This window comes from Novosphingobium silvae, from assembly GCF_009856825.1.
Classification (GTDB): Bacteria; Pseudomonadota; Alphaproteobacteria; order Sphingomonadales; family Sphingomonadaceae; genus Novosphingobium; species Novosphingobium silvae.
The window spans coordinates 279176-296766 of sequence record NZ_WVTD01000003.1 but is presented as its reverse complement, the minus strand read 5'-3'; the positions used below and the strand labels follow the sequence as shown (position 1 = coordinate 296766).

General features: G+C 66.6%; 16 protein-coding genes, 1 tRNA gene and 1 pseudogene. 12 read left to right on the top strand and 6 right to left on the bottom strand.

The annotated features are described in order from the left end of the window. Positions 1-8 precede the first annotated feature (8 nt). Positions 9-1079: a phosphotransferase gene (locus GR702_RS06415; protein WP_160985130.1), complete on the top strand. Its 1071-nt coding sequence runs from the start codon at positions 9-11 to the stop codon at positions 1077-1079. 103 nt (positions 1080-1182) lie between these two features. On the opposite strand, the gene GR702_RS06410 is transcribed toward GR702_RS06415, so the two are convergent. Both GR702_RS06410 and GR702_RS06405 read right to left on the bottom strand, forming a co-directional pair. Continuing rightward, entirely contained in the window at positions 1183-3708 is a 2526-nt protein-coding gene (locus tag GR702_RS06410) for a TonB-dependent receptor (RefSeq protein WP_160985129.1), read from the bottom strand. Between the two features lie 351 nt (positions 3709-4059). Beyond that, the gene (locus tag GR702_RS06405) at positions 4060-4779 is read right to left on the bottom strand and encodes a dienelactone hydrolase family protein (protein WP_160985128.1); all 720 of its coding nucleotides are present in this window, start codon (positions 4777-4779) and stop codon (positions 4060-4062) included. Positions 4780-5019: 240 nt separating this feature from the next. Here GR702_RS06405 and GR702_RS06400 point away from each other — a divergent pair, with 240 nt between their 5' ends. The 5 genes from GR702_RS06400 to GR702_RS06380 all read left to right on the top strand — a co-directional run bounded on the left by GR702_RS06400 (position 5020) and on the right by GR702_RS06380 (position 9519). Next, a complete protein-coding gene (locus tag GR702_RS06400; RefSeq protein WP_337192538.1) occupies positions 5020-5706 on the top strand; it encodes a TonB family protein in 687 nt (228 codons plus the stop codon). 89 nt (positions 5707-5795) lie between these two features. After that, positions 5796-6839, top strand: a complete 1044-nt coding sequence (locus GR702_RS06395; protein WP_160985127.1) for a mannose-1-phosphate guanylyltransferase — start codon at positions 5796-5798, stop codon at positions 6837-6839. Between the two features lie 10 nt (positions 6840-6849). Then, positions 6850-7671: a class I mannose-6-phosphate isomerase gene (locus GR702_RS06390; protein ID WP_160985126.1), complete on the top strand. Its 822-nt coding sequence runs from the start codon at positions 6850-6852 to the stop codon at positions 7669-7671. A gap of 6 nt (positions 7672-7677) precedes the next feature. Further along, positions 7678-8130, top strand: a complete 453-nt coding sequence (locus GR702_RS06385) for a DUF2721 domain-containing protein (RefSeq protein WP_237449579.1) — start codon at positions 7678-7680, stop codon at positions 8128-8130. 81 nt (positions 8131-8211) lie between these two features. After that, positions 8212-9519, top strand: a complete 1308-nt coding sequence (locus GR702_RS06380; protein ID WP_160985125.1) for an MFS transporter — start codon at positions 8212-8214, stop codon at positions 9517-9519. 3 nt (positions 9520-9522) lie between these two features. Here GR702_RS06380 and GR702_RS06375 read toward each other — a convergent pair whose 3' ends face one another. The 3 genes from GR702_RS06375 to GR702_RS06365 all read right to left on the bottom strand — a co-directional run bounded on the left by GR702_RS06375 (position 9523) and on the right by GR702_RS06365 (position 12453). Then, positions 9523-10008, bottom strand: a complete 486-nt coding sequence (locus GR702_RS06375) for a DUF421 domain-containing protein (protein ID WP_160985124.1) — start codon at positions 10006-10008, stop codon at positions 9523-9525. Further along, the gene (locus tag GR702_RS06370; protein ID WP_160985123.1) at positions 10008-10541 is read right to left on the bottom strand and encodes a hypothetical protein; all 534 of its coding nucleotides are present in this window, start codon (positions 10539-10541) and stop codon (positions 10008-10010) included. Before GR702_RS06370 ends, GR702_RS06375 begins: the two co-directional genes overlap by 1 nt. Before the next feature lie 139 nt (positions 10542-10680). After that, a complete protein-coding gene (locus GR702_RS06365) occupies positions 10681-12453 on the bottom strand; it encodes a fatty acyl-AMP ligase (RefSeq protein ID WP_160985122.1) in 1773 nt (590 codons plus the stop codon). 149 nt (positions 12454-12602) lie between these two features. Between GR702_RS06365 and GR702_RS06360 the strand changes: the two genes are divergently transcribed. From GR702_RS06360 to GR702_RS06345, 4 genes are all read left to right on the top strand, one after another. Continuing rightward, entirely contained in the window at positions 12603-13208 is a 606-nt protein-coding gene (locus GR702_RS06360; protein ID WP_160985121.1) for a regulatory protein RecX, read from the top strand. Further along, positions 13209-13718 (top strand): DUF192 domain-containing protein, encoded by a 510-nt coding sequence (locus GR702_RS06355; protein ID WP_160985120.1) that lies wholly within the window; start codon positions 13209-13211, stop codon positions 13716-13718. 85 nt (positions 13719-13803) lie between these two features. Beyond that, positions 13804-14211 (top strand): NADH:ubiquinone oxidoreductase subunit NDUFA12, encoded by a 408-nt coding sequence (locus GR702_RS06350; protein ID WP_160985119.1) that lies wholly within the window; start codon positions 13804-13806, stop codon positions 14209-14211. 10 nt (positions 14212-14221) lie between these two features. Then, positions 14222-14902 carry a DUF2155 domain-containing protein gene (locus GR702_RS06345; protein ID WP_160985118.1) on the top strand — a complete coding sequence of 227 codons (681 nt, stop codon included), beginning with the start codon at positions 14222-14224 and terminating at the stop codon, positions 14900-14902. A 32-nt stretch (positions 14903-14934) separates the two neighbouring features. On the opposite strand, the pseudogene aat reads toward GR702_RS06345, so the two are convergent. Beyond that, positions 14935-15492: pseudogene (gene aat, locus GR702_RS22280) on the bottom strand (leucyl/phenylalanyl-tRNA--protein transferase); the annotation flags it as partial. 198 nt (positions 15493-15690) lie between these two features. Between aat and GR702_RS06335 the strand changes: the two are divergent. Then, positions 15691-15766, top strand: a tRNA-Trp gene (locus GR702_RS06335). A gap of 222 nt (positions 15767-15988) precedes the next feature. Then, on the top strand, positions 15989-17527 hold the full coding sequence (locus tag GR702_RS06330; RefSeq protein WP_160985116.1) for a hypothetical protein: 1539 nt from the start codon (positions 15989-15991) through the stop codon (positions 17525-17527). Positions 17528-17591 lie beyond the last annotated feature (64 nt).

Below are 17591 nucleotides of genomic sequence, written 5' to 3'. Positions count from 1 at the left end.
GAGAAGACATGTCTCAGGTTCTGGAAAGGCAGGTTCCGTCGCAGCCGCAGATCGAGGTGCCCACAACGCTGGAAGGCGCACTCGACGCGGCGTGGCTTGCGCGGGCTCTGGCGGAGGTCACGGCGGGCCGGGCCATAACGGATGTGCGGCAGGTGGAAGTGATCCGCACCGTCGCCACCAAGGTGCGCATGGAAGTGACGTTCGCCGATGGCCAGGCGCTCGGCCTGTGCCTCAAGGGCCTGCTCGACGTGGACGCGATGACCGCGCGGGGAGGGCCCACCTGCGTTCTGGAGGCCGAGTTCTACAACAAGGTTGCGCCTCTTGTTGACGTGCGCGTGCCCGATTGCCTCGCCACGGTGATCGACCGCGACGGGCAGCAGGCAGTGACGATCATGCGCGATCTCATCGTCGATGGCGCTACATTCTGCTCGGCGCTCGACCCCTTCACTCCCGACGACGCGCTCGCCAGCCTCGACCAGCTTGCGCGCCTCCATGCACGCAGCAGCTTCCTGTCCGGTGCCGACTGGATCCGTCCGCGCGCCTCGGAGCTTGCGCGCATGACCTATGTGACGCCCGAGGCGCTGCAGGAACTGCTCGACGGTCCGCGCGGCACCCACCTGTCCCCCCGCGTGCGCAGTGCGGCGAACCTTGCGGCGGCGATGGCGGAACTCGCCGCGCGCGACGGCGGGCGGCCGCAGTTCATGATCCACGGCGATGCCCACGCCGGCAACGTTTTCCGCGGGGCGGAGGGGATCGGCGTGATCGACTGGCAGCTTCTCCAGCGCGGCGGCTGGGCGCTCGACGTCGCGTACCACCTCAATGCCGTGCTGCCGGTCGAGGTGGCGGAGGTGGAGGAGCGGCGCCTGATGGGGGAATACCTCACCATGATGCGCGGACATGGCATGGCAATGCCTGACGAGGAGAGCGCCTGGGCGCAATACCGCGAGAGCGTGGTCTACGGTTATTACCTTTGGGCGATCACCCGGCGCGTCGATCCGCCGGTCATCGTCCAGTTCGTCGAGCGGCTGGGCAAGGCGGTGATGCGCCACGACAGCTTCGGCATGCTCGGGCTGGCCTGATGCGCAAGGAAAAAGCCACGCCCTCATGGGGCGTGGCTAGTCCGGCCGGTGCGGCCACGGGAACCTGCGCGCTACTCGGTACGCGCGCAGGCTCTTGTCGAGGTCATTGTCCGAAGGCGTAGCGCAGACGCACGCCGTACATGCGCGGCGATCCGTACATGAAATCGCCGATGCCCGATGATTCGTATCCGCCGCCCGAAGAGGTGCGGTACTTCTTGTTGGTCACGTTCTGGCCGAAGGCGACGATGTCGAAGCCGGTGCCACCCACGTCGGTGATGCCAAGGTTCAGGTTGAGCAGGCTGTAGGCCGGAATCTTATTGTTGCCGTCCACGTACTGGCTCGAGGTGTAGGTATAGATCACGCCGAGGTTCAGTTCGCCCACGTTTTCGCCGAGCGGCACCGAATAGTCACCGGAAAGCGTCAGCTTGTGCTTGGGAGAGTAAGTGAGCGGCCCACCAACCTCGCCGCGCGGGATGATCGCCTCGAAGGGGCTGTCGGGCGTGAGTGTGGGCGGGATCAGCTCTTTCAGCTCGGTGTCGAGATACGTGTAGCCTGCCGAGAGCCGCAGTCCCTCCACCGGCGTCACGCCCGCGTCCACCTCGACGCCGCGGATGCGTGACTTGCCTGCGTTGATGATCGCCGCGCCACCCGTGAGCCCGCTGCCTTCCTTGGCAATAAGCGCGCCAAAGACCTGCTGGTCCGAGAAGTCGTTCCAGAAGCCTGCGATGTTGAAGTAGCCGGGAAGTGCGCCGCGGAAGGTCAGCTTGGCACCGATTTCATAGGCGTCGACCTTCTCCGGCGCCGCGGTTTCAAGGCCGGGGTTGGTGAAGTTGACGGTGCCCTGGCGATAGCCGCGCGCGTACTTGATGTAGACGAGCGTGTCGTCCGTGGGCTTGAAGTCGAGCCCGGCAAGCCAGGTCGGCTTGTTCGACTTGTTGACGATGCGCGTGCCGCAGGCGGAAGTGTCGCCGCCGTTGGCGTTCAAGTCCACCGTGGGGTGGTTCAGCACATCGTTGCAGACCCAGTTCGCCACGATCGTCCCGGCACCCGGGATCGTCGCCAGAACGCGCCGGTTGCTTTCCGAGTAGCCGTCGATCTTGTCGAAGGTCCAGCGCCCGCCGAGAGTGAGCGAGAGCTGCTCGGTGAAGTTGTAGGTGCCCTGCGCGAAGACGCCGTGGTTGTCGAAGTCGAAGCGGGTCCGCGACTCCGAGATGATCGCGCCCGGCAAAGTGACGCCGGGAGCGACCGGCACCAGCGGGAGGCCGCCGGTGCAGTCCAGCGTGCCAGGATCGATGCAGTTGCCGTAGATGCCGGTGCGCTGCTGGTTGTAGCCGATCGGGCGGCTCCATTCGAGATAGCCGCCCACGACGAAGTTGAACTTGCCGTCGGCGGAGCGGCCCTGCAACTGCAGTTCCTCGGTGGTCGTGGATTGCGCCGCTGCTTCGTAGCCGGGCTGAGTGCCGAGCTGGACATAATCGAAGCGCTGCCCGGGCAGCGGCCCGCCGCGGGATGCGAAGAACCGGGTGACCGAGTTGTCGGGCACGAAGAAGTTGTCGCTGTAGAGCTGGAACTGGCTCTGCTCGCGATACTCGCCGTAGCTTACGATGTTCTTGATCGTGAGAGTATCGCTTGCCTGCCAGGTCGTGGTGTTGATCGCCTGCCACTGGCGGATGAACATGCGCGGATTGGGGTTGCCCACTTCCACGTCGAGCCGGCCGTCGCCGCGCGCGCTCTGGCGGTCGATCTGGTCGCATGCGGCAAGCGCGGTGTAATAGCGCGTCAGGTTGCCGCCGGTGAGCGGGGAGGCCGGGTCGCGGTCGCAGAACGCGTAGCGCGAGGCATAGCCGTTCGTGTCCGAGCGGCTGTAGTGGAAGATCGTGTAGTTCTCGAGCTCTGGCGTCAGGTCGGCGACAATGCTGAGGCGGCCGTAGAGATAGTCCACGTCGTTGTAGTCGTCCGGTCCGATGCCTGACCGGTTCTTCATGTAACCGTCACGCTTGTTGCGGTCGAGCGAGAGGCGCACCTTGAAGGTATCGGCGAGCGGGGCGTTGAACACCGCCTGTAGGCGCATCTGGTCGTAATTGCCGTAAGTGCCCTCGACAGAGCCTTCCAGCAGGTCGGTGGGCTTGGCGGGCACCAGCATCACGGCGCCGCCGGTGGTGTTGCGGCCCTGAAGCGTGCCCTGCGGTCCTTTCAGCACCTGGACGTTCTGGAGATCGGTGAAGGTGCCCGCGCCCACGGTGTTGCCGCCAGCCGTGCCGCCCTGCGCGCGAACACCCACGACATCGGCGAAGTAGACGCCCACCGTGGGCGCGGTGGACGCGTCCTGATTGAAGCCGCGGAGGGAATATGTCGCCTTTTCAGGTCCGTAGCGCGTGTTGACCGAAAGGGAGGGCGTGAAGGTCGCAAGATCGGAGGCGACGGCGATGTTGCGCTGCTGGATCTGGTCGCCGCTGTAGACGGTCATCGAGATGGGAACGTCCTGCAGGCGTTCCTCGGTGCGGCGCGCGGTGACGATGATGTCGCCCGGGTTGATCGCGCCCGCGCTCTGCGCCAGCGCCGGAGCGGCCCAGCCTCCGCCGAATGCCGCGCCCAGCATCAACGCCGTCCTGAAAATCCTGGTCGTCATGACTGTTCCTCTCCTCCGGAAACTATGTTCTCATCGTGAGCCGAGCGAAGCCGTGGCGCGGCCGGTGTTCCGGTCCGCACGGATTACTGTCATTATTCGGATTTCAGGATGGTGGCCGGGCGGCTTTACTGTGCCGCAACATGGCTGTGCCACGTGCGACTGCTCCCGGCTTCTTTTCTTCTCCCGTGCGTGCCGAATACCGACATCGTTCTTGGCTAGGCAAACAGTACGGCTCTCACGTCCGTTTGCAAGAATAACTCGGGCAGCTTCAGTTCGCCGGGGCGAAAACCATGCTGCTAGAGTGAATTTTGAAATGACCTTGTGACGTATTTGTAACAGGTGTTCAGCATTTCACCCCGCCAGCGTGGCTTCAAGGAGCGCCAGAGTGCCGCTCCAGGCAATCCTGTGCGCCGTCGGGTCATACGATATCCCCTCGGCGATACCGTCATGATCCGGGTCGGTGAAGGCGTGCCGGGCCTGTGAAAACAGAGTGGCCTGGTAGTCCACGCCCGCCCGGTCGAGTTCCGCGCGCAGGGAGTCGAACTCGGAAACGGGGGCATAGGGGTCCCGCCCGCCGGCCCAGACGGCAACATGGGCGGACACTTCGCCTTCCCTGGCCGGGGCATGGGTGGTGAGCAGCGCGTGAAAGGCCGAGACGCTGCGCACGGCCGCGCCGCTGCGGGCAAGTTCCAGCACGCACCTGCCGCCAAAGCAGTACCCAATCGCCGCGATCCGCGCCGCATCGACCCTGGGCATCGCTCGAACCGCCTCGAACCAGGCGACCGCCCGCTCGCGAATGATGTGCGGCTGCTTCAGAAGCTCGGCGAAATGGATGCCGGCGGCCTGCGGCGTAGAGAGGTCAGCTCCCTTGCCGTACATGTCCGCCTCCACCACCAGCCAGCCCTTGCGCGCGAGTTCACGGGCTGCCGCGCGGAAGCTCGGCCCCGGACCGGCGGCGCCAGGGAACATCATCACGGCGGGATGAGTTTCACCACTTTCGGGGCGCGCTGCGAACCCATCGAGGGTCACGCCGTCGTGGTAACATTGAACAGGTTCGAACGTGCCTTGCATCGCGCATCTCCCCATTGCAGGCGACAGTCACTGCGTCGCATATGCGAACGCGGCGTCGGCAACAGGAGTGATCCGAGGGCAGGGTCTTGTCAAAGAGGCCGCCCGAAGCTTCGCCGCAGCGCTGCGGGAGCCATGATCGCTTTGCAGATGCGTGATCCGCGCAGTTCCGTCCGGGGGTATCTGCAGCGGAGCTCCGGGTGGCGACCAGGATGGCGTCCGCGATGGCGCATTGCAGGTGCCGTGCTGGCGGTTCACGTGGTCGTGGTGGCGGCGCTCGTGCGGGCCTTCACTCCCGAGTTTGCCGCCCGCGCCGTGCGAGCGGCGACCAGCGCCTTCACGGTGGAACTGGATGTGCCGCCCACGCCCCCCGCGCCTGAGCCTTCTCCAGCTGCCAGTCCGGTAGCTCGCGCTGTGCCGGAAAGGTCGGGAGCAGCCGGCGCGCCCGGACGCAAGGCAGAGCCGCGCGATGTCGCCGCGCCCGCAGTTCCGCTCGTGCTGAAGCCCACGCAGGCACCGCCTGTGGAAGGCACGGGCGCGGCCGACCAGGCGGGAGCGCAAGAGACGGGGGCGGGAGCCGGAGCCGGCGGCGTCGGTGCCGGCCTCGGAGCAGGCAGTGCGGGGAACGGGCGCGGCGGTGGCGGCGCGGCGATGCCGGCGGCGAAGATCGCCGGAGACATCAACTCCGCCCGCGACTATCCGCGCGCCTCACGCGAACGGCGCATCGGTTCCTCTGTGATCATCGACCTTTCGGTCGGCCCCGATGGCAGGGTGTCCGGGTGCCGCGTCGTCCAGCCAAGTCCCGATAGCGAGGCCGATGCGATCACCTGCCGCCTTGCCAGCGAGCGCTTCCGGTTCCGGCCGGCGCGCGATGCCTCCGGAATGGCCGTATCGGCTGTCTACCGTTGGAAGCAGCGGTGGTTTTACTGAATGGCCTATCAACCTTCAACGTTGCAATGCAGCACACACCGACTAATGATTCGGACCACTCCCGGCCCGTATTCCACGAGCGAGAACCCATGCCCACGATCGTTCCCGTGATCCTCTGCGGAGGCAGCGGCACGCGCCTCTGGCCGCGCAGCCGTGCCGCCAAGCCCAAGCCCTTCCTTCCGCTCATCGGCGACAAGACGCTGTTCGAAGCGGCGCTGCTGCGCTGCCCGGCCGAGGGTGGCTTTGCCGCGCCTGTCGTGGTTACCGGCCACAAGCACCTCGAACTCGTCGAGGCGCAGCTCGGCACGGTCGATGGCGCGCAGGTCATTGTCGAGCCGGCCGCCCGCAACACGGCGGCGGCCATCGCGCTCGCCGCATGCCGCCTGCCCGAAGACGCGATCATGCTCGTCTGCCCGAGCGATCACCACATCGGCAATTCGGATGTCTTCGCAGTCGCTGCAAGGGCGGCCGCGGAGCTGGCGGAAGAAGGGTGGCTCGTGTCCTTCGGGATCGAGGCGACCGCTCCCGAAACCGGCTATGGCTATCTCAAGCGGGGAGAGGCGATCTCCGACACCGCCTTCCGGACGGCCCAGTTCGTCGAAAAGCCGGATCTCGAACGCGCCAAGGCCTTTCTGGCCGAGGGTATTTACGCCTGGAACGGAGGCATCTTCGCTTTTCGCGTCAGGGATTTCCTTGCTGAACTCGAGGCGCACCGCCCGCTCATCGCGCAGGGCGTGGCAGCCGCTGTTGCCGATGGACGCCAGGAAGGGCAGCGCTTCCATCCCGACGCCGGACTGTTCGCGCAGGTGCCCAGCGAATCCGTGGACTATGCCGTCATGGAAAACACCAAGCGCGCCGCGATGGTGCCCGCCGACATGAACTGGTCCGACATCGGCAACTGGCATGCCCTCCACGAGGCGCTGGATCGTGACGAAAACGGAAACTCGGTACGCGGCACCGGCGAGGTCGAGATGGTGGAATGTCGCAATGTCCTTGTCGATAGCGACGGGCCCCGCGTCTCGGTCGTCGGCCTTCAGGACGTGATCGTCGTGGTCGACGGGAACGACATCATGGTCACCACCGTTTCGGGTGTTCAGAAGGTCGGCAAGCTGTCGGGAGCCGTGAACCAGTGAGCATGATGCGATGAGCGCGCTGCTGCCGACCCGGGAGGTCGAAAAGCCCTGGGGCAAGGATGTCCTCCCGGCGCCGTTCAGCGCACCCGAAGGCCGCCGCATAGGCGAAATCTGGTTCGAGCCGCCCGAACAGGTAAGCGAGCTTCTGGTCAAGTACATCTTCACCAGCGAAGCGCTTTCGGTTCAGGTCCACCCGAGCGATGCGCAGACCATGGCCAAGGGCCTTGGCCGCCAGGGCAAGGAAGAATGCTGGCTGATCCTCGATGCGCAGCCCGGCGCGAAGCTGGGCATGGGCTTTCGGGAGCATGTCTCGCCCGAGACGATGCGCGCCGCCGCTCTCGACGGCTCGATCGAGCAGATGCTGCACTGGCACGACGTCGCGCCCGGCGACTTCTTCTACATTCCGGCGAATACCGTTCATGCCATCGGCGCAGGCATCAGCCTGATCGAGGTGCAGCAGAACAGCGACATCACCTATCGCCTCTACGACTATGGCCGCCCAAGGGAACTGCACCTTGACGAGGGCGTAGCCGTGTCGAAGGGCGAACCCTATCCGGTCGAGCGCTACCATGCCCATGTGCCCGCGCGCGGTTCGATGACGCTCGCGGACGGGCCGCTGTTCCTGCTGGACCAGGTTGCCGGCGCACCTTCCGGCGATGTCGCGTCGCGTTACGCCGGGCCATTGCTGGTGATCCCGCGCGAGGGCGAGGTCCGCATCGCCGGAGAGGCGATCGCGCCGGGGAACTGCGGCCTTGCCGCGCGCCTTTCCGATGTCGATTTCGCGGATAACATCGCGTGCCTTCTCGCCAGGGCCTGTGCCGTACCGGAATAATCCGCCATGCACGGCGACATGATCGTACAGACCATTCAACTGGCGCTGACCCCGGTGTTCGTGCTGGTGGCCATCGGCAATATCCTCAACATCCTCTCGACCCGCCTCGGCCGGGTGGTGGACCGCGCGCGGACGCTGCAGGAGCGCCACGGCACCACCGAAGGGCCGCAGCACGACATGGTCGTCAACGAACTGCGGCTTGTCCACCGGCGCATGACGCTCATCACCCACGCGGTTCGCATGATGGTGCTTTCCGGCCTGGCGATTGGCGTGACGGTCGCGATCCTGTTCCTATCGGGCATCAGCGGGTTTGACTGGCATACGGCGGCCGCGATGACGTTCCTGGCCTCCATCGTGCTTCTGCTGATTGCTCTGGTGCTGTTCCTGCGCGAGACCCAGGTGGCGGCGAAGGCGCTGCGCATCCCCAGTGACTATCTCGAACTGCACCGCGAAATCTGATCCGCCACGCGCGCGCCATCGTCCCGGCGGTTGGAGATCGCCCGGATTGCCCTAGTCTCGCCTCCACAAGAGGAGAGCGGGATGAGGACCTGGGCTGAGGCGGCGTCGGCGGGCGGCGTGCGGGACGAATGGAAGCGCGGCTGGCCCGTCATCGTTGCGGCGATGGCGGGCTTCTCGTTCTTCTCGGTGCTGCTTTCCGCGACCGGGCTGTTCATCGCGCCGCTGGAGCGCGCCTTCGGATGGGACCGCGCCACGCTTTCCATGGGCCCGGCGATCGCAACCGCGGTGACCGCGCTGCTTTCGCCTTTCTACGGCGTTCTGATCGACCGGTTCGGCTCGCGCAGGCTGGGGTTGCCGGGAGTCGCAATCACGATGGCCGCCACCTGCATGTTCGCCGCCGCGACGGGCTCTAAGACGCAGTGGGTGGTGATGTGGGTGATCTTCGGCTTCATCCTGACCAGTATCAAGTCAACGATCTGGACGACGGCGGTGGCCGGCACCTTCGTGCGGGGCAGGGGACTTGCACTGGGCCTCGCCGTCACCGGGCCGGCGATCGCGCAGACGCTGGTGCCGCCCCTCGGCAATTTCCTGATCGAGAGCTTCGGTTGGCGCGCGGCCTACATCTGGTTCGGGCTGGGATGGGGCGGTGTGACGCTCGTGCTGTGCTGGCTGTTCCTGTCCGATCCGGATGACCGCAAGGCGGGCCGCGAGCAAGGAGCCTCGCGAGGCGTCGCCGATGCGGGCAAGCCAGCCCGGGCCCGCCCTCCGGGTCTCGGGCGGGGAGAGGCGCTGTGCAGCGTGGCCTTGTGGCAGGTGGCGATTTCCTCCTTCGTCGTCATGGCGATGACGATCGGACTGGCGATGCACCTCTTCCCGATCCTGACGGAATCCGGGGTGCCGCGTTCCCAGGCCGCGTGGCTGCTCTCGCTTGGCGGGATCGCCGGGATCGTGGGCAAGCTGGTGACGGGGGCGCTGCTCGACAGGTTTCGCCCCAACTGGACGGGCAGCCTGACGATGGGGGTGACGGCAGTCACCTTCGCGGTGCTCATCTGGTGGCTCGACTCGGCGCCCGCGCTAGTCTTCGCGCTTGTCGTCAACGGCTATGCGGCAGGCTCGAAAACGCAGATCACCGCTTTCCTGACCGCCGGATATGCCGGGATGCGCAACTTCGGGATGATCTACGGCGTGATGTCGGCGCTGGTGGCGCTCGCGTCGGGTCTTGGACCGTGGATCGCCGGAAAGATTTACGACAAGGCGGGCAGCTACGAGCCGTTCCTGTGGGCGGGTGCGCTCGCCTGCGCGCTGGGCGGGGCGCTGCTGCTGGCCCTTCCGCCAATGCCGCGCTGGCAGGACGGAGACGAAGGCGAGGAACAGGGCCGGGCTCCGTGATCGTCAGGCGATCTGCGCGTCCTCGCCGGTGCGCGGGTCGGGATCGGCATCGTCCTTGCGGATGAAGCTGATCTTGCCTTCCGGCTCCAGGATGGCCCATGCGATCTGGTGCAGCCCCGATATGCCGGCAAGGCGCATCTCGATCGCAAGCTCGTCGTTGTCGATCCGCTCTTCGTTGAGATTGTCGGAAAGCAGCCGGCCGTCGCGCACCAGCACCACCGGGCGGCTCTTGAGCACGCGGCGCATCTTCGGCATGCGGTGGGCGATGAGGCTGAGCACGAAGCTCCAGGCTGCGAAAGTGACGATCGCCAGCCCTGCGCCCGTCAGAGAGAAGTCCTGGTGCGTCACCCCCTGCTGGATCAGGTCGCCCATGACGATCAGGGAAACCAGTTCGAACGGCGCCATCTGGCCCAGTTCACGCTTCCCCATCAGGCGCAGCAGCACGTAGACCAGCAGGAACATGACGGAGGCGCGGATCACGATCTCCATCAGGGCAGCACCGTGATCGAGAGCGGGATCGCCATGAGATATTCCTTGTCGTCCGCGATGGTGATGTCACCGCGCAGCCGGCGAAAGGCGCGCGGCTGGATCTGTCCGTCGAACTTGATCCGGAGGGTTTCGCCGGATTTTACCGGGCCGAAGTGGTAGCTGTAGGTTCCGTCGAGGCCTTCGGCGCTTTCGGCGTCGGGCGCGATGGTGTCGATGCTCATGCCGCGCCAGAGCGGCTGGTCGACGGCCATGACGAGATCCTCGATATCGCGCGAGGGCGTGATGGTGAGAGTGGTCTCGAACCAGTTGCCGCTGCGCAGGATCGGCTCGTGCTCGACCACGACCCGCGCGGAAGGCGAGACGTACGCGACGGTGCTGGAACCCCCGCCGCCAAGGAAGCCGAACAGGCCGCTTCCGAGCACGACGATGAACAGGACGATGGCGAGCGGCGTACGGAACCGGGCGAAGCGCGCGACATCGCAGTGGTAGGCATCGATGCCGTAGGGCGCTTTCGAGAACCTTTCGGATGGCATGGTTCGGTAGAAAACCGCAGCCGCCCCGGGTGTTCCCGCCCAGCGGCCCCACGCTCTGCTCACGCGGCCCGGACGCCAAAAAGGCAGGAACCTCGTGGGAGAGGTCCCTGCCTTTTGCTGTCTTCGTGTCGGAGCGGGATCAGGCCGCCAGGTTGAACGGCTCGATCTCGCCCGAGAGGTAGAGCTTCTTGGCCTTGGCGCGGCTCAGCTTGCCCGAGCTGGTGCGCGGCAGGCTCTTGGGCGGCACCAGTTCGACCACGCAGTTCATGCCGGTGATGGAGCGAACCTTGTCGCGGATCATGTCGCGCAGTTCGAGGCGCTTGACGGGATCGGAAACGCGGCAATGGACCAGCACGGCGGGGGCTTCCTCGCCGTTGTCGGTCTCGACCGAGAAGGCGGCGATGTCGCCGTGATTGAAGCCCGGCAGCTGCTCCACCGCCCACTCGATGTCCTGGGGCCAGTGGTTCTTGCCGTTGATGATGATCATGTCCTTCGCGCGTCCCACGATGAACAGGTAGCCATCGGCCATGTAGCCCATGTCGCCCGTATCCAGCCAGCCGTCGACAAGGCAGGCGGCCGTCGCTTCGGGGTCGCGGAAGTAAGAATGCATGACCGAGGTGCCGCGGCACCAGACCTTGCCGATCTTGTGGTCGCCCAGCTTGCCGCCGTCTTCGCCGCGGATCACCACTTCCATGTCGCGCACGGCCTTGCCGCAGTTGACGATGGCGCGGTAGCGGGCCGGGCGCGAGAGGTCGCGCGGAGAGCCGGAAAGGCGCTCTTCCTCGACCAGCTCGACCCGGATGCCTTCGCCCGGCGGCATGACGGTGACCGCCAGCGTCGCTTCGGCAAGGCCATAGCTGGGAAGGAACGCCGAGGCCTTGAAGCCCGCATCCGCGAAGGCGTTCACGAAGTTCTGCATCACGTCGGGGCGGATCATGTCGGCGCCGTTGCCGGCAAGACGCCAGCGCGACAGGTCGAACCGATCGCTCACCGGGCTCTGGCTGGAGATGCGGCGCGCGCAGATGTCGTAGCCGAACGTAGGCGAGTACGAGATCGACGTGCCCTGGTTGCGGGTGATGAGATCCAGCCATGCCAGCGGACGGCGGGCGAAATCCTCGGTCTTCAGGTAGTCGCCCGAGACCTGGTTGGCGATCAGCGACAGGAAGCAGCCGACCAGGCCCATGTCGTGGTACCACGGAAGCCAGGAGATGCAGCGGTCCTGCGGCTCCAGCTGCATGGCGTGGCTATGGCTGGTGAGGTTGGAGAGCAGCGAGCGGTGCGTGACTGCCACGCCGTGCGGGAAACGGGTGGAGCCCGAGGAATACTGCAGGTAGCAGATGTCGTCCGGATCGGCCTTCGGCAGGTCGACCTCGGGAGCCTCGCCGTTGGCGATCTGGTTGGCGAAATCGGCCCAGGTCGCGTGACCGCAGCCCTGGCGTTCTGCCGCGGCCTGCGTCATCGCGGCGATCTCGTCCGGGCCGACGAGCAGGACAGGGTCCGAGCTGGAAAGCTGGACCGAAAGCTGGTCGATGTAGTTGTCCTTGCCGCCGAAGCTGGTCGGCAGCGGCAGCGGCACCGGCCATGCGCCGGCATAGACGACGCCGCAGAACAGGGCCGCGAAGTCTGCGCCGGTCTCGGCGATGAGGGCCACGCGGTCGCCCTTGGCGATGCCCCGCGCGACGAGCGCATGGGCGATCCTGAGCGCGTCCTTGCGCAGCTCGCTGAAGGGATAGACGCGCGTCAGCGTGCCGCGCGGGTCATGGAAGTTGAACCCGCGCCGACCCTTCGCGGCATAGTCCAGCGCATCGCCGAACGTGCCGAAATCGGCGAAGATGCGCTCCAGCGCGTCCTCGTTGGGGGTCGGTGCAAGTGCCTGACCCGTATTCGGCACCATGCTGATGGTGTCGGCCATAATAGTAACCCGTTGTTGTTATACCGCAAACTTCGCGAGACCGGTGCCTCTAGCCGGATCTACCTGAACCTGAGCTAGCTGCATTTCGCCCCATCACGGTCTCGCGCACTCTCCCCAATCCTGCCCGAGTGTGGCACGAATAGGGCAGCATGTCGGACAAGCGTCGCAATGAGGGGCCGTTTCAGCCCAGCCACCGAAGGCAGGACCGCGATGGACCGCCCCCCCTGAACCCCGCCCGCATCGAGGAACTGGCGCTCGCCTATGTCGCGCGCTTCGCGACGACGCAAGCGAAGTTGCGCCTTTATCTGCAGCGCAAGCTGAGGGAGCGGGGCTGGAGCAGCGAGGACGCGCCGCCCGCGCTGGACGAGCTGGTCGCCCGCTATGCCGCGCTCGGCTATGTCGACGACGCGGCATGGGCGCACATGAAGGCGGGCAGTCTCCTGCGGCGTGGTTACGGTGCCAGGCGCGTGGGCGAGGCGCTGGGGCAGGCGGGGGTGAGCGAGGACCTTCGCGCCATGGAGCGGCCCGGCAGCGGCGAGCAGCGCCGTGCCGCGCTGGTGCTTGCACGCCGCCGCCGGTTCGGCCCTTTCGCGCCGTCCGGCACCGAGGCAGCCGCCGACCCCCGGCGACGCGACCGCCAGCTTGCCGCCATGTTGCGCGCGGGCCATCCGCTCGACATCGCGCGCAGGATCGTGGAGAGCGACGACATGGACCTGCTCGAGGAGTGGGCCGAGTCGGATTTCGGAGACGATTGATTGCGCCTTACCCATACTTCCCGCACGGGCCTTGCGGCCGCCGTGCTGCTCGCCTTCGCAGCCTGCTCGCAGGGCGGCGCGCCCGCTGACGCCAAGCCCTCCGCGAAGTCGTCGGCATCGGCCGCGCGCCATCCCGAATCGGGCCTCGCGATCATCCCGCTCAGCGTGAAGTCGGCGAACGGAACGCATGCCTTCCGGGTAGAGGTCGCGACCACGCCGCAGGAGCAGGCGAAGGGCCTGATGTTCCGCACGCAGATGGGTGCGGACGAGGGCATGGTCTTCGTGAACAAGCCGCCGCGTCCCGCCTCGTTCTGGATGCGCAACACCGTGATCCCGCTCGACATCATCTTCGTTGGCACCGACCACCGCATCCTCAACATCGCCGCCAATGCCCAGCCTTATGACGAGAGTCCGGTGTCCTCGACGGGTGTCACGTCTGCGGTCCTGGAGCTGAACGGCGGCCGCGCGGCGCAGCTCGGCATCAAGCCGGGCGACAAGGTCAGCTGGTAAGGGCAGGCGCGGCGGCGGATATCTCGCCCCGCGCGGGCCTCAATGCGCTTGCCTTCCGGGGGGCATAAAGGCTAGTGCGCCGCACATGGGAATCCTGTCCAAGATCTTCACCTGGTGGGACGGCGCCACCATCGGCACCTCGCTCTGGAGCTCGCGCAACGGCGAGCACGTCGGCACCGACGCGCAAGGTAACAAGTATTACCGCTCCAAGAACAAGAAGGCCGTCACCACCGAAGGCTACGAGCGCCGCTGGGTGATCTACGCAGGGGCCAACGATGCCAGCAACGTGCCGTCCGAATGGCACGGCTGGCTGCACCACTCGTACGACGGCGTTCCCGAAAGCCACCTGCCGGCCCCGCGCATCTGGGAAGTGGACTATACGCCCAACGCCACCGGAACCGGGAAGGCCTACCGTCCGCAGGGCGCGCTGGAGCGGGGCGGCGTGCGCGCCGCCGCTACCGGCGACTACGAAGCCTGGTCCCCGGACGCCTGAGGCACCGGGAATGATTCGGAGGCGGGCTTTCCTCGCGCTGTCCGCGTCTGCGGCGCTCGCCGCCTGCGGAACCGGCGAGCCTGAGCCCGAAGCGCAGGACACCGGGGTTCCGGACGTCATCGCCGGTATGCAGGCAGGTCCTGCGCAGGCCGCCCGCGGGCAGCAGGTCGGCACGCCCAACAAGGACCGCGTGGTCACGCTTGGCGTGCTGAACAAGCGCAACAACCTTACGCAGGACCTGATTATGAAGCCGGGCGAATCGCGCCGGCTGGGCAACCTCGTCGTCAAGGTCGCCACGTGCGAGAAGTCGCTTCCCTGGGAGCGGCCGCAGGAGGAGGGCGCCTTCGTCCAGGTGTTCGTCGAGGAGCGGCGCACCACGGCCGAGAAACTGGCGTGGCGCAAGGTGTTCTCGGGTTGGCTGTTCAAGAACAACCCGTCGGTCAACGTGGTCGAGCACCCGGTCTATGACGTCTGGGTGAAGGCCTGTGCGATGAGCTTCCCCGGCGAGGAAGCGAGCCCGCAGGACGCGGCATCGGCGAGCAGGGCGGCAAAGGCATCGGGCAGCGCCAGCACCTCGCCCGCCGCTACACCTTCGCCGGCGGCCACGCCGTCCGCTGGCGCGCCATCCGCTCCACCACCTCCCGCCGTGGACGCCGATCCGGAACCGGTCGAGGAGCCGCTGGCGAACTGAGCCGGGCGGCGCACGGGCTCTGCCTGGGCCTGGCGCAGCAGGGCCAGATAGCGCTTCTGCGGCATCTCCACTGCGCCGAGCGAGGCGAGATGGGGGGTCATGAACTGGCAGTCGAGCAGGCTGGCGCCGCCGCGTCGCAGCGCCGCGACGAGCCAGGCCAGCGCCACTTTCGACGAATCACTGGCGCGCGAAAACATCGATTCGCCGCAGAACACACGGTCGAACCCCACGCCGTAGAGCCCGCCCACCAGTTCGCGGTCGCTGCCTTCGCCCTGCCACACCTCGACCGAGTGCGCGTGGCCGAGGAAATGAAGGTTCTCGTAGCTTGCCTGGATGCGATGGCTGATCCAGCTTCCGCCTTCGTCTCCCTCGCGCACGCGGCGCGGGGCGGCGCAGGCGTCCATGACTTGCGAAAAGGCGCGGTTGCACGTGACGGTGAATCGCTCGCGGCGCAGGTTCCTGGCCAGCGAGTGCGAGACGTGGAGGCCGTCCAGCGGCAGGATGGCGCGCAGGCGCGGCTCGATCCAGAAGATCTCGGGATCCTCGCGGCTGTCCGCCATCGGGAAGATCCCGCTGCGATAGGCCAGCATCAGGAGCTCAGGCTCGATGATCGGTTCGGATCGGGGGGCGTGCACGGTCATGTCCCTGGCGAAAGAGCAGCTCGTAGCAGAGGCGGGCGACAAGGGGAAATGGGGCTGGTCAGCATCTGGCCTGAGCACCTCTGTCAGGAATGTTGCAATCGCCGCTTGTAATCCGCAGCCGGCCCATCTAGAGGCACCTCCGCCCGCAGGAGTGTAGCTCAGTTGGTAGAGCATCGGTCTCCAAAACCGAGGGCCGTGGGTTCGAGTCCCTCCACTCCTGCCAGCATTTTCACAAGATCGCGATAATCGCCCCTTCGGGGCACATCCGGGTGGGTCGCTGTCGATCCCGCGGGTGGATTGCGGCGGGCAACGGGCGTCGCTAGCATCGCGCGCCTTGCCAATTGCCTCGCGCGGACTAGGAGAACCCGTCCGCCGATTCGGACGCGGCCAGGTCGTTTGCGTCGCGTCTGCCGGATCGGGCACAGCGGGAAAGATCCAGTCGTACATGCACGCCAGCGCGCATCCTGAAGCCGAGCCGCCGCATTCCGGCGAGAGCCGTTTCCGCACAAGCGAGGCCTACCGCCGGACCCGTCATGAGGCGGCATGGCTGGGCTTCGTGCTCTCGTGCCTGGCGATGCTCCCCGTGCTGGTCGCCTGGACCCCGCAGATGACCGACTATCCCTCGCACCTCGCGGGATACAAGATCATGCTCGATCATGGGCACGATCCGTTCCTGACCCGCTACTTCCTGTTCAAATGGGAGTGGACCGGCAACCTTGGCGCCGAGCTGCTGATGGTGCCGCTCACCCCGCTGCTGGGCCTGGAGGAGGCGGGGCGCTTCATCGTCGCGGCCATTCCCTTCCTGACCGGCATGGCGATCATGGCGGTCGAGTGGAGCCTCAGGAAGCGGGTGGGCGTGGGCGCGATCCTGGCTTTCGCGATGATCTGGTCGCCCTCGTTCCTGATGGGCTTCCTCAACTATTCGCTGTCGGTCGCCTTCGCGCTCTTCGCCTTCGCGGGCTGGGTGCGGCTGGAGGGCTGGCGCTGGCGCTGGGCGGCGATGGTGCCGGTCGGCTTCGTGGTGTGGATCTGCCACGTCTCGGGCTGGGGCGTGATGGGCGTCCTGGTGTTCGGCTACGAATGGTCGCGCCGCCGCTCGTGGCTCGACTGGCGTCCCTTCCTCAAGCCCTGGCCGCTGGTCTTCCCGCTTCTGCCGATGCTGCTGGGCATGGGCGCGAACTCCAAGGTCTCGTACGGACGCTGGGGCGTCCTGGAGTACAAGTGGAGCATTCTCTACAAGGCGATGCGCAGCTACGACCAGGTGTTCGACATCACCAGCCTGTGCCTCGTGCTGGCGGTCCTCGTGGCCGCGCTGGCGCTGCGCCGCTTCGATGGACGGGTGGGCTGGGCGGCGCTGATCCTGCTGATCCTGACCCTTGTCGTGCCTCGCCAGATCTTCGGCGGCGACTATGCCGACTATCGCCTGAGCACGGCCGCGCTGCTGGTCGCCTGCCTCGCGATCGACTGGCCGGTGCCGCGCTGGGGTCTGGCGCTTGCCGGCCTGCTGTTCACCTCGCGCATCGCGGTGACGAGCGTGGTGTGGTACCAGGACGCGCAGGTCGCGCGCCAGATGATCGGCGCGCTCGACCACGTGCCCGAAGGCGCGCGCGTGGCCACCGCCGTGGGCATCCCGCGCACGCAATGGCTCTTCGGCCCGTTCGAGCATTTCGGTTCGATGGCGGTGGTGCGCCGCAGTTCGATGGAGAACTCGAACTTCGCGCTGCCCGACGTCCACATGCTTTCGATGCGCGAGACGCGCTATCGCTTCAACGATCCCACTCAGCGCATCCTCTATTCGCCCCGCCAGCGGATCGACCTGCGCAAGTTCAAGCCCGCGCGCCATGCCGACTACCTCTGGTACATCGGCGACAAGCGGCCGGTCGGCATTCCGGACGGGGCGCACGTCGTCTACTCCACGCCCAACTCTTTCCTCGCGCGGCTGCCGAACGTGGTGGACCTTGCAAATCCGGCCGACGGAAGCTAAGTCGCGGTTTCCTTCCGACAAGCGGACTTTCTGAAGCCCCTCCCGACCTCGGTCGGGGCGGCGA

Coding starts and splice junctions, on each gene's coding strand:
- GR702_RS06415 (WP_160985130.1), top strand. CDS start 9: ATGTCTCAGGTTCTGGAAAGGCAGGTTCCGTCGCAGCCGCAGATCGAG.
- GR702_RS06410 (WP_160985129.1), bottom strand. CDS start 3,708: ATGACGACCAGGATTTTCAGGACGGCGTTGATGCTGGGCGCGGCATTC.
- GR702_RS06405 (WP_160985128.1), bottom strand. CDS start 4,779: ATGCAAGGCACGTTCGAACCTGTTCAATGTTACCACGACGGCGTGACC.
- GR702_RS06395 (WP_160985127.1), top strand. CDS start 5,796: ATGCCCACGATCGTTCCCGTGATCCTCTGCGGAGGCAGCGGCACGCGC.
- GR702_RS06390 (WP_160985126.1), top strand. CDS start 6,850: ATGAGCGCGCTGCTGCCGACCCGGGAGGTCGAAAAGCCCTGGGGCAAG.
- GR702_RS06385 (WP_237449579.1), top strand. CDS start 7,678: ATGCACGGCGACATGATCGTACAGACCATTCAACTGGCGCTGACCCCG.
- GR702_RS06380 (WP_160985125.1), top strand. CDS start 8,212: ATGAGGACCTGGGCTGAGGCGGCGTCGGCGGGCGGCGTGCGGGACGAA.
- GR702_RS06375 (WP_160985124.1), bottom strand. CDS start 10,008: ATGGAGATCGTGATCCGCGCCTCCGTCATGTTCCTGCTGGTCTACGTG.
- GR702_RS06370 (WP_160985123.1), bottom strand. CDS start 10,541: ATGCCATCCGAAAGGTTCTCGAAAGCGCCCTACGGCATCGATGCCTAC.
- GR702_RS06365 (WP_160985122.1), bottom strand. CDS start 12,453: ATGGCCGACACCATCAGCATGGTGCCGAATACGGGTCAGGCACTTGCA.
- GR702_RS06360 (WP_160985121.1), top strand. CDS start 12,603: ATGTCGGACAAGCGTCGCAATGAGGGGCCGTTTCAGCCCAGCCACCGA.
- GR702_RS06350 (WP_160985119.1), top strand. CDS start 13,804: ATGGGAATCCTGTCCAAGATCTTCACCTGGTGGGACGGCGCCACCATC.
- GR702_RS06345 (WP_160985118.1), top strand. CDS start 14,222: ATGATTCGGAGGCGGGCTTTCCTCGCGCTGTCCGCGTCTGCGGCGCTC.
- GR702_RS06330 (WP_160985116.1), top strand. CDS start 15,989: ATGCACGCCAGCGCGCATCCTGAAGCCGAGCCGCCGCATTCCGGCGAG.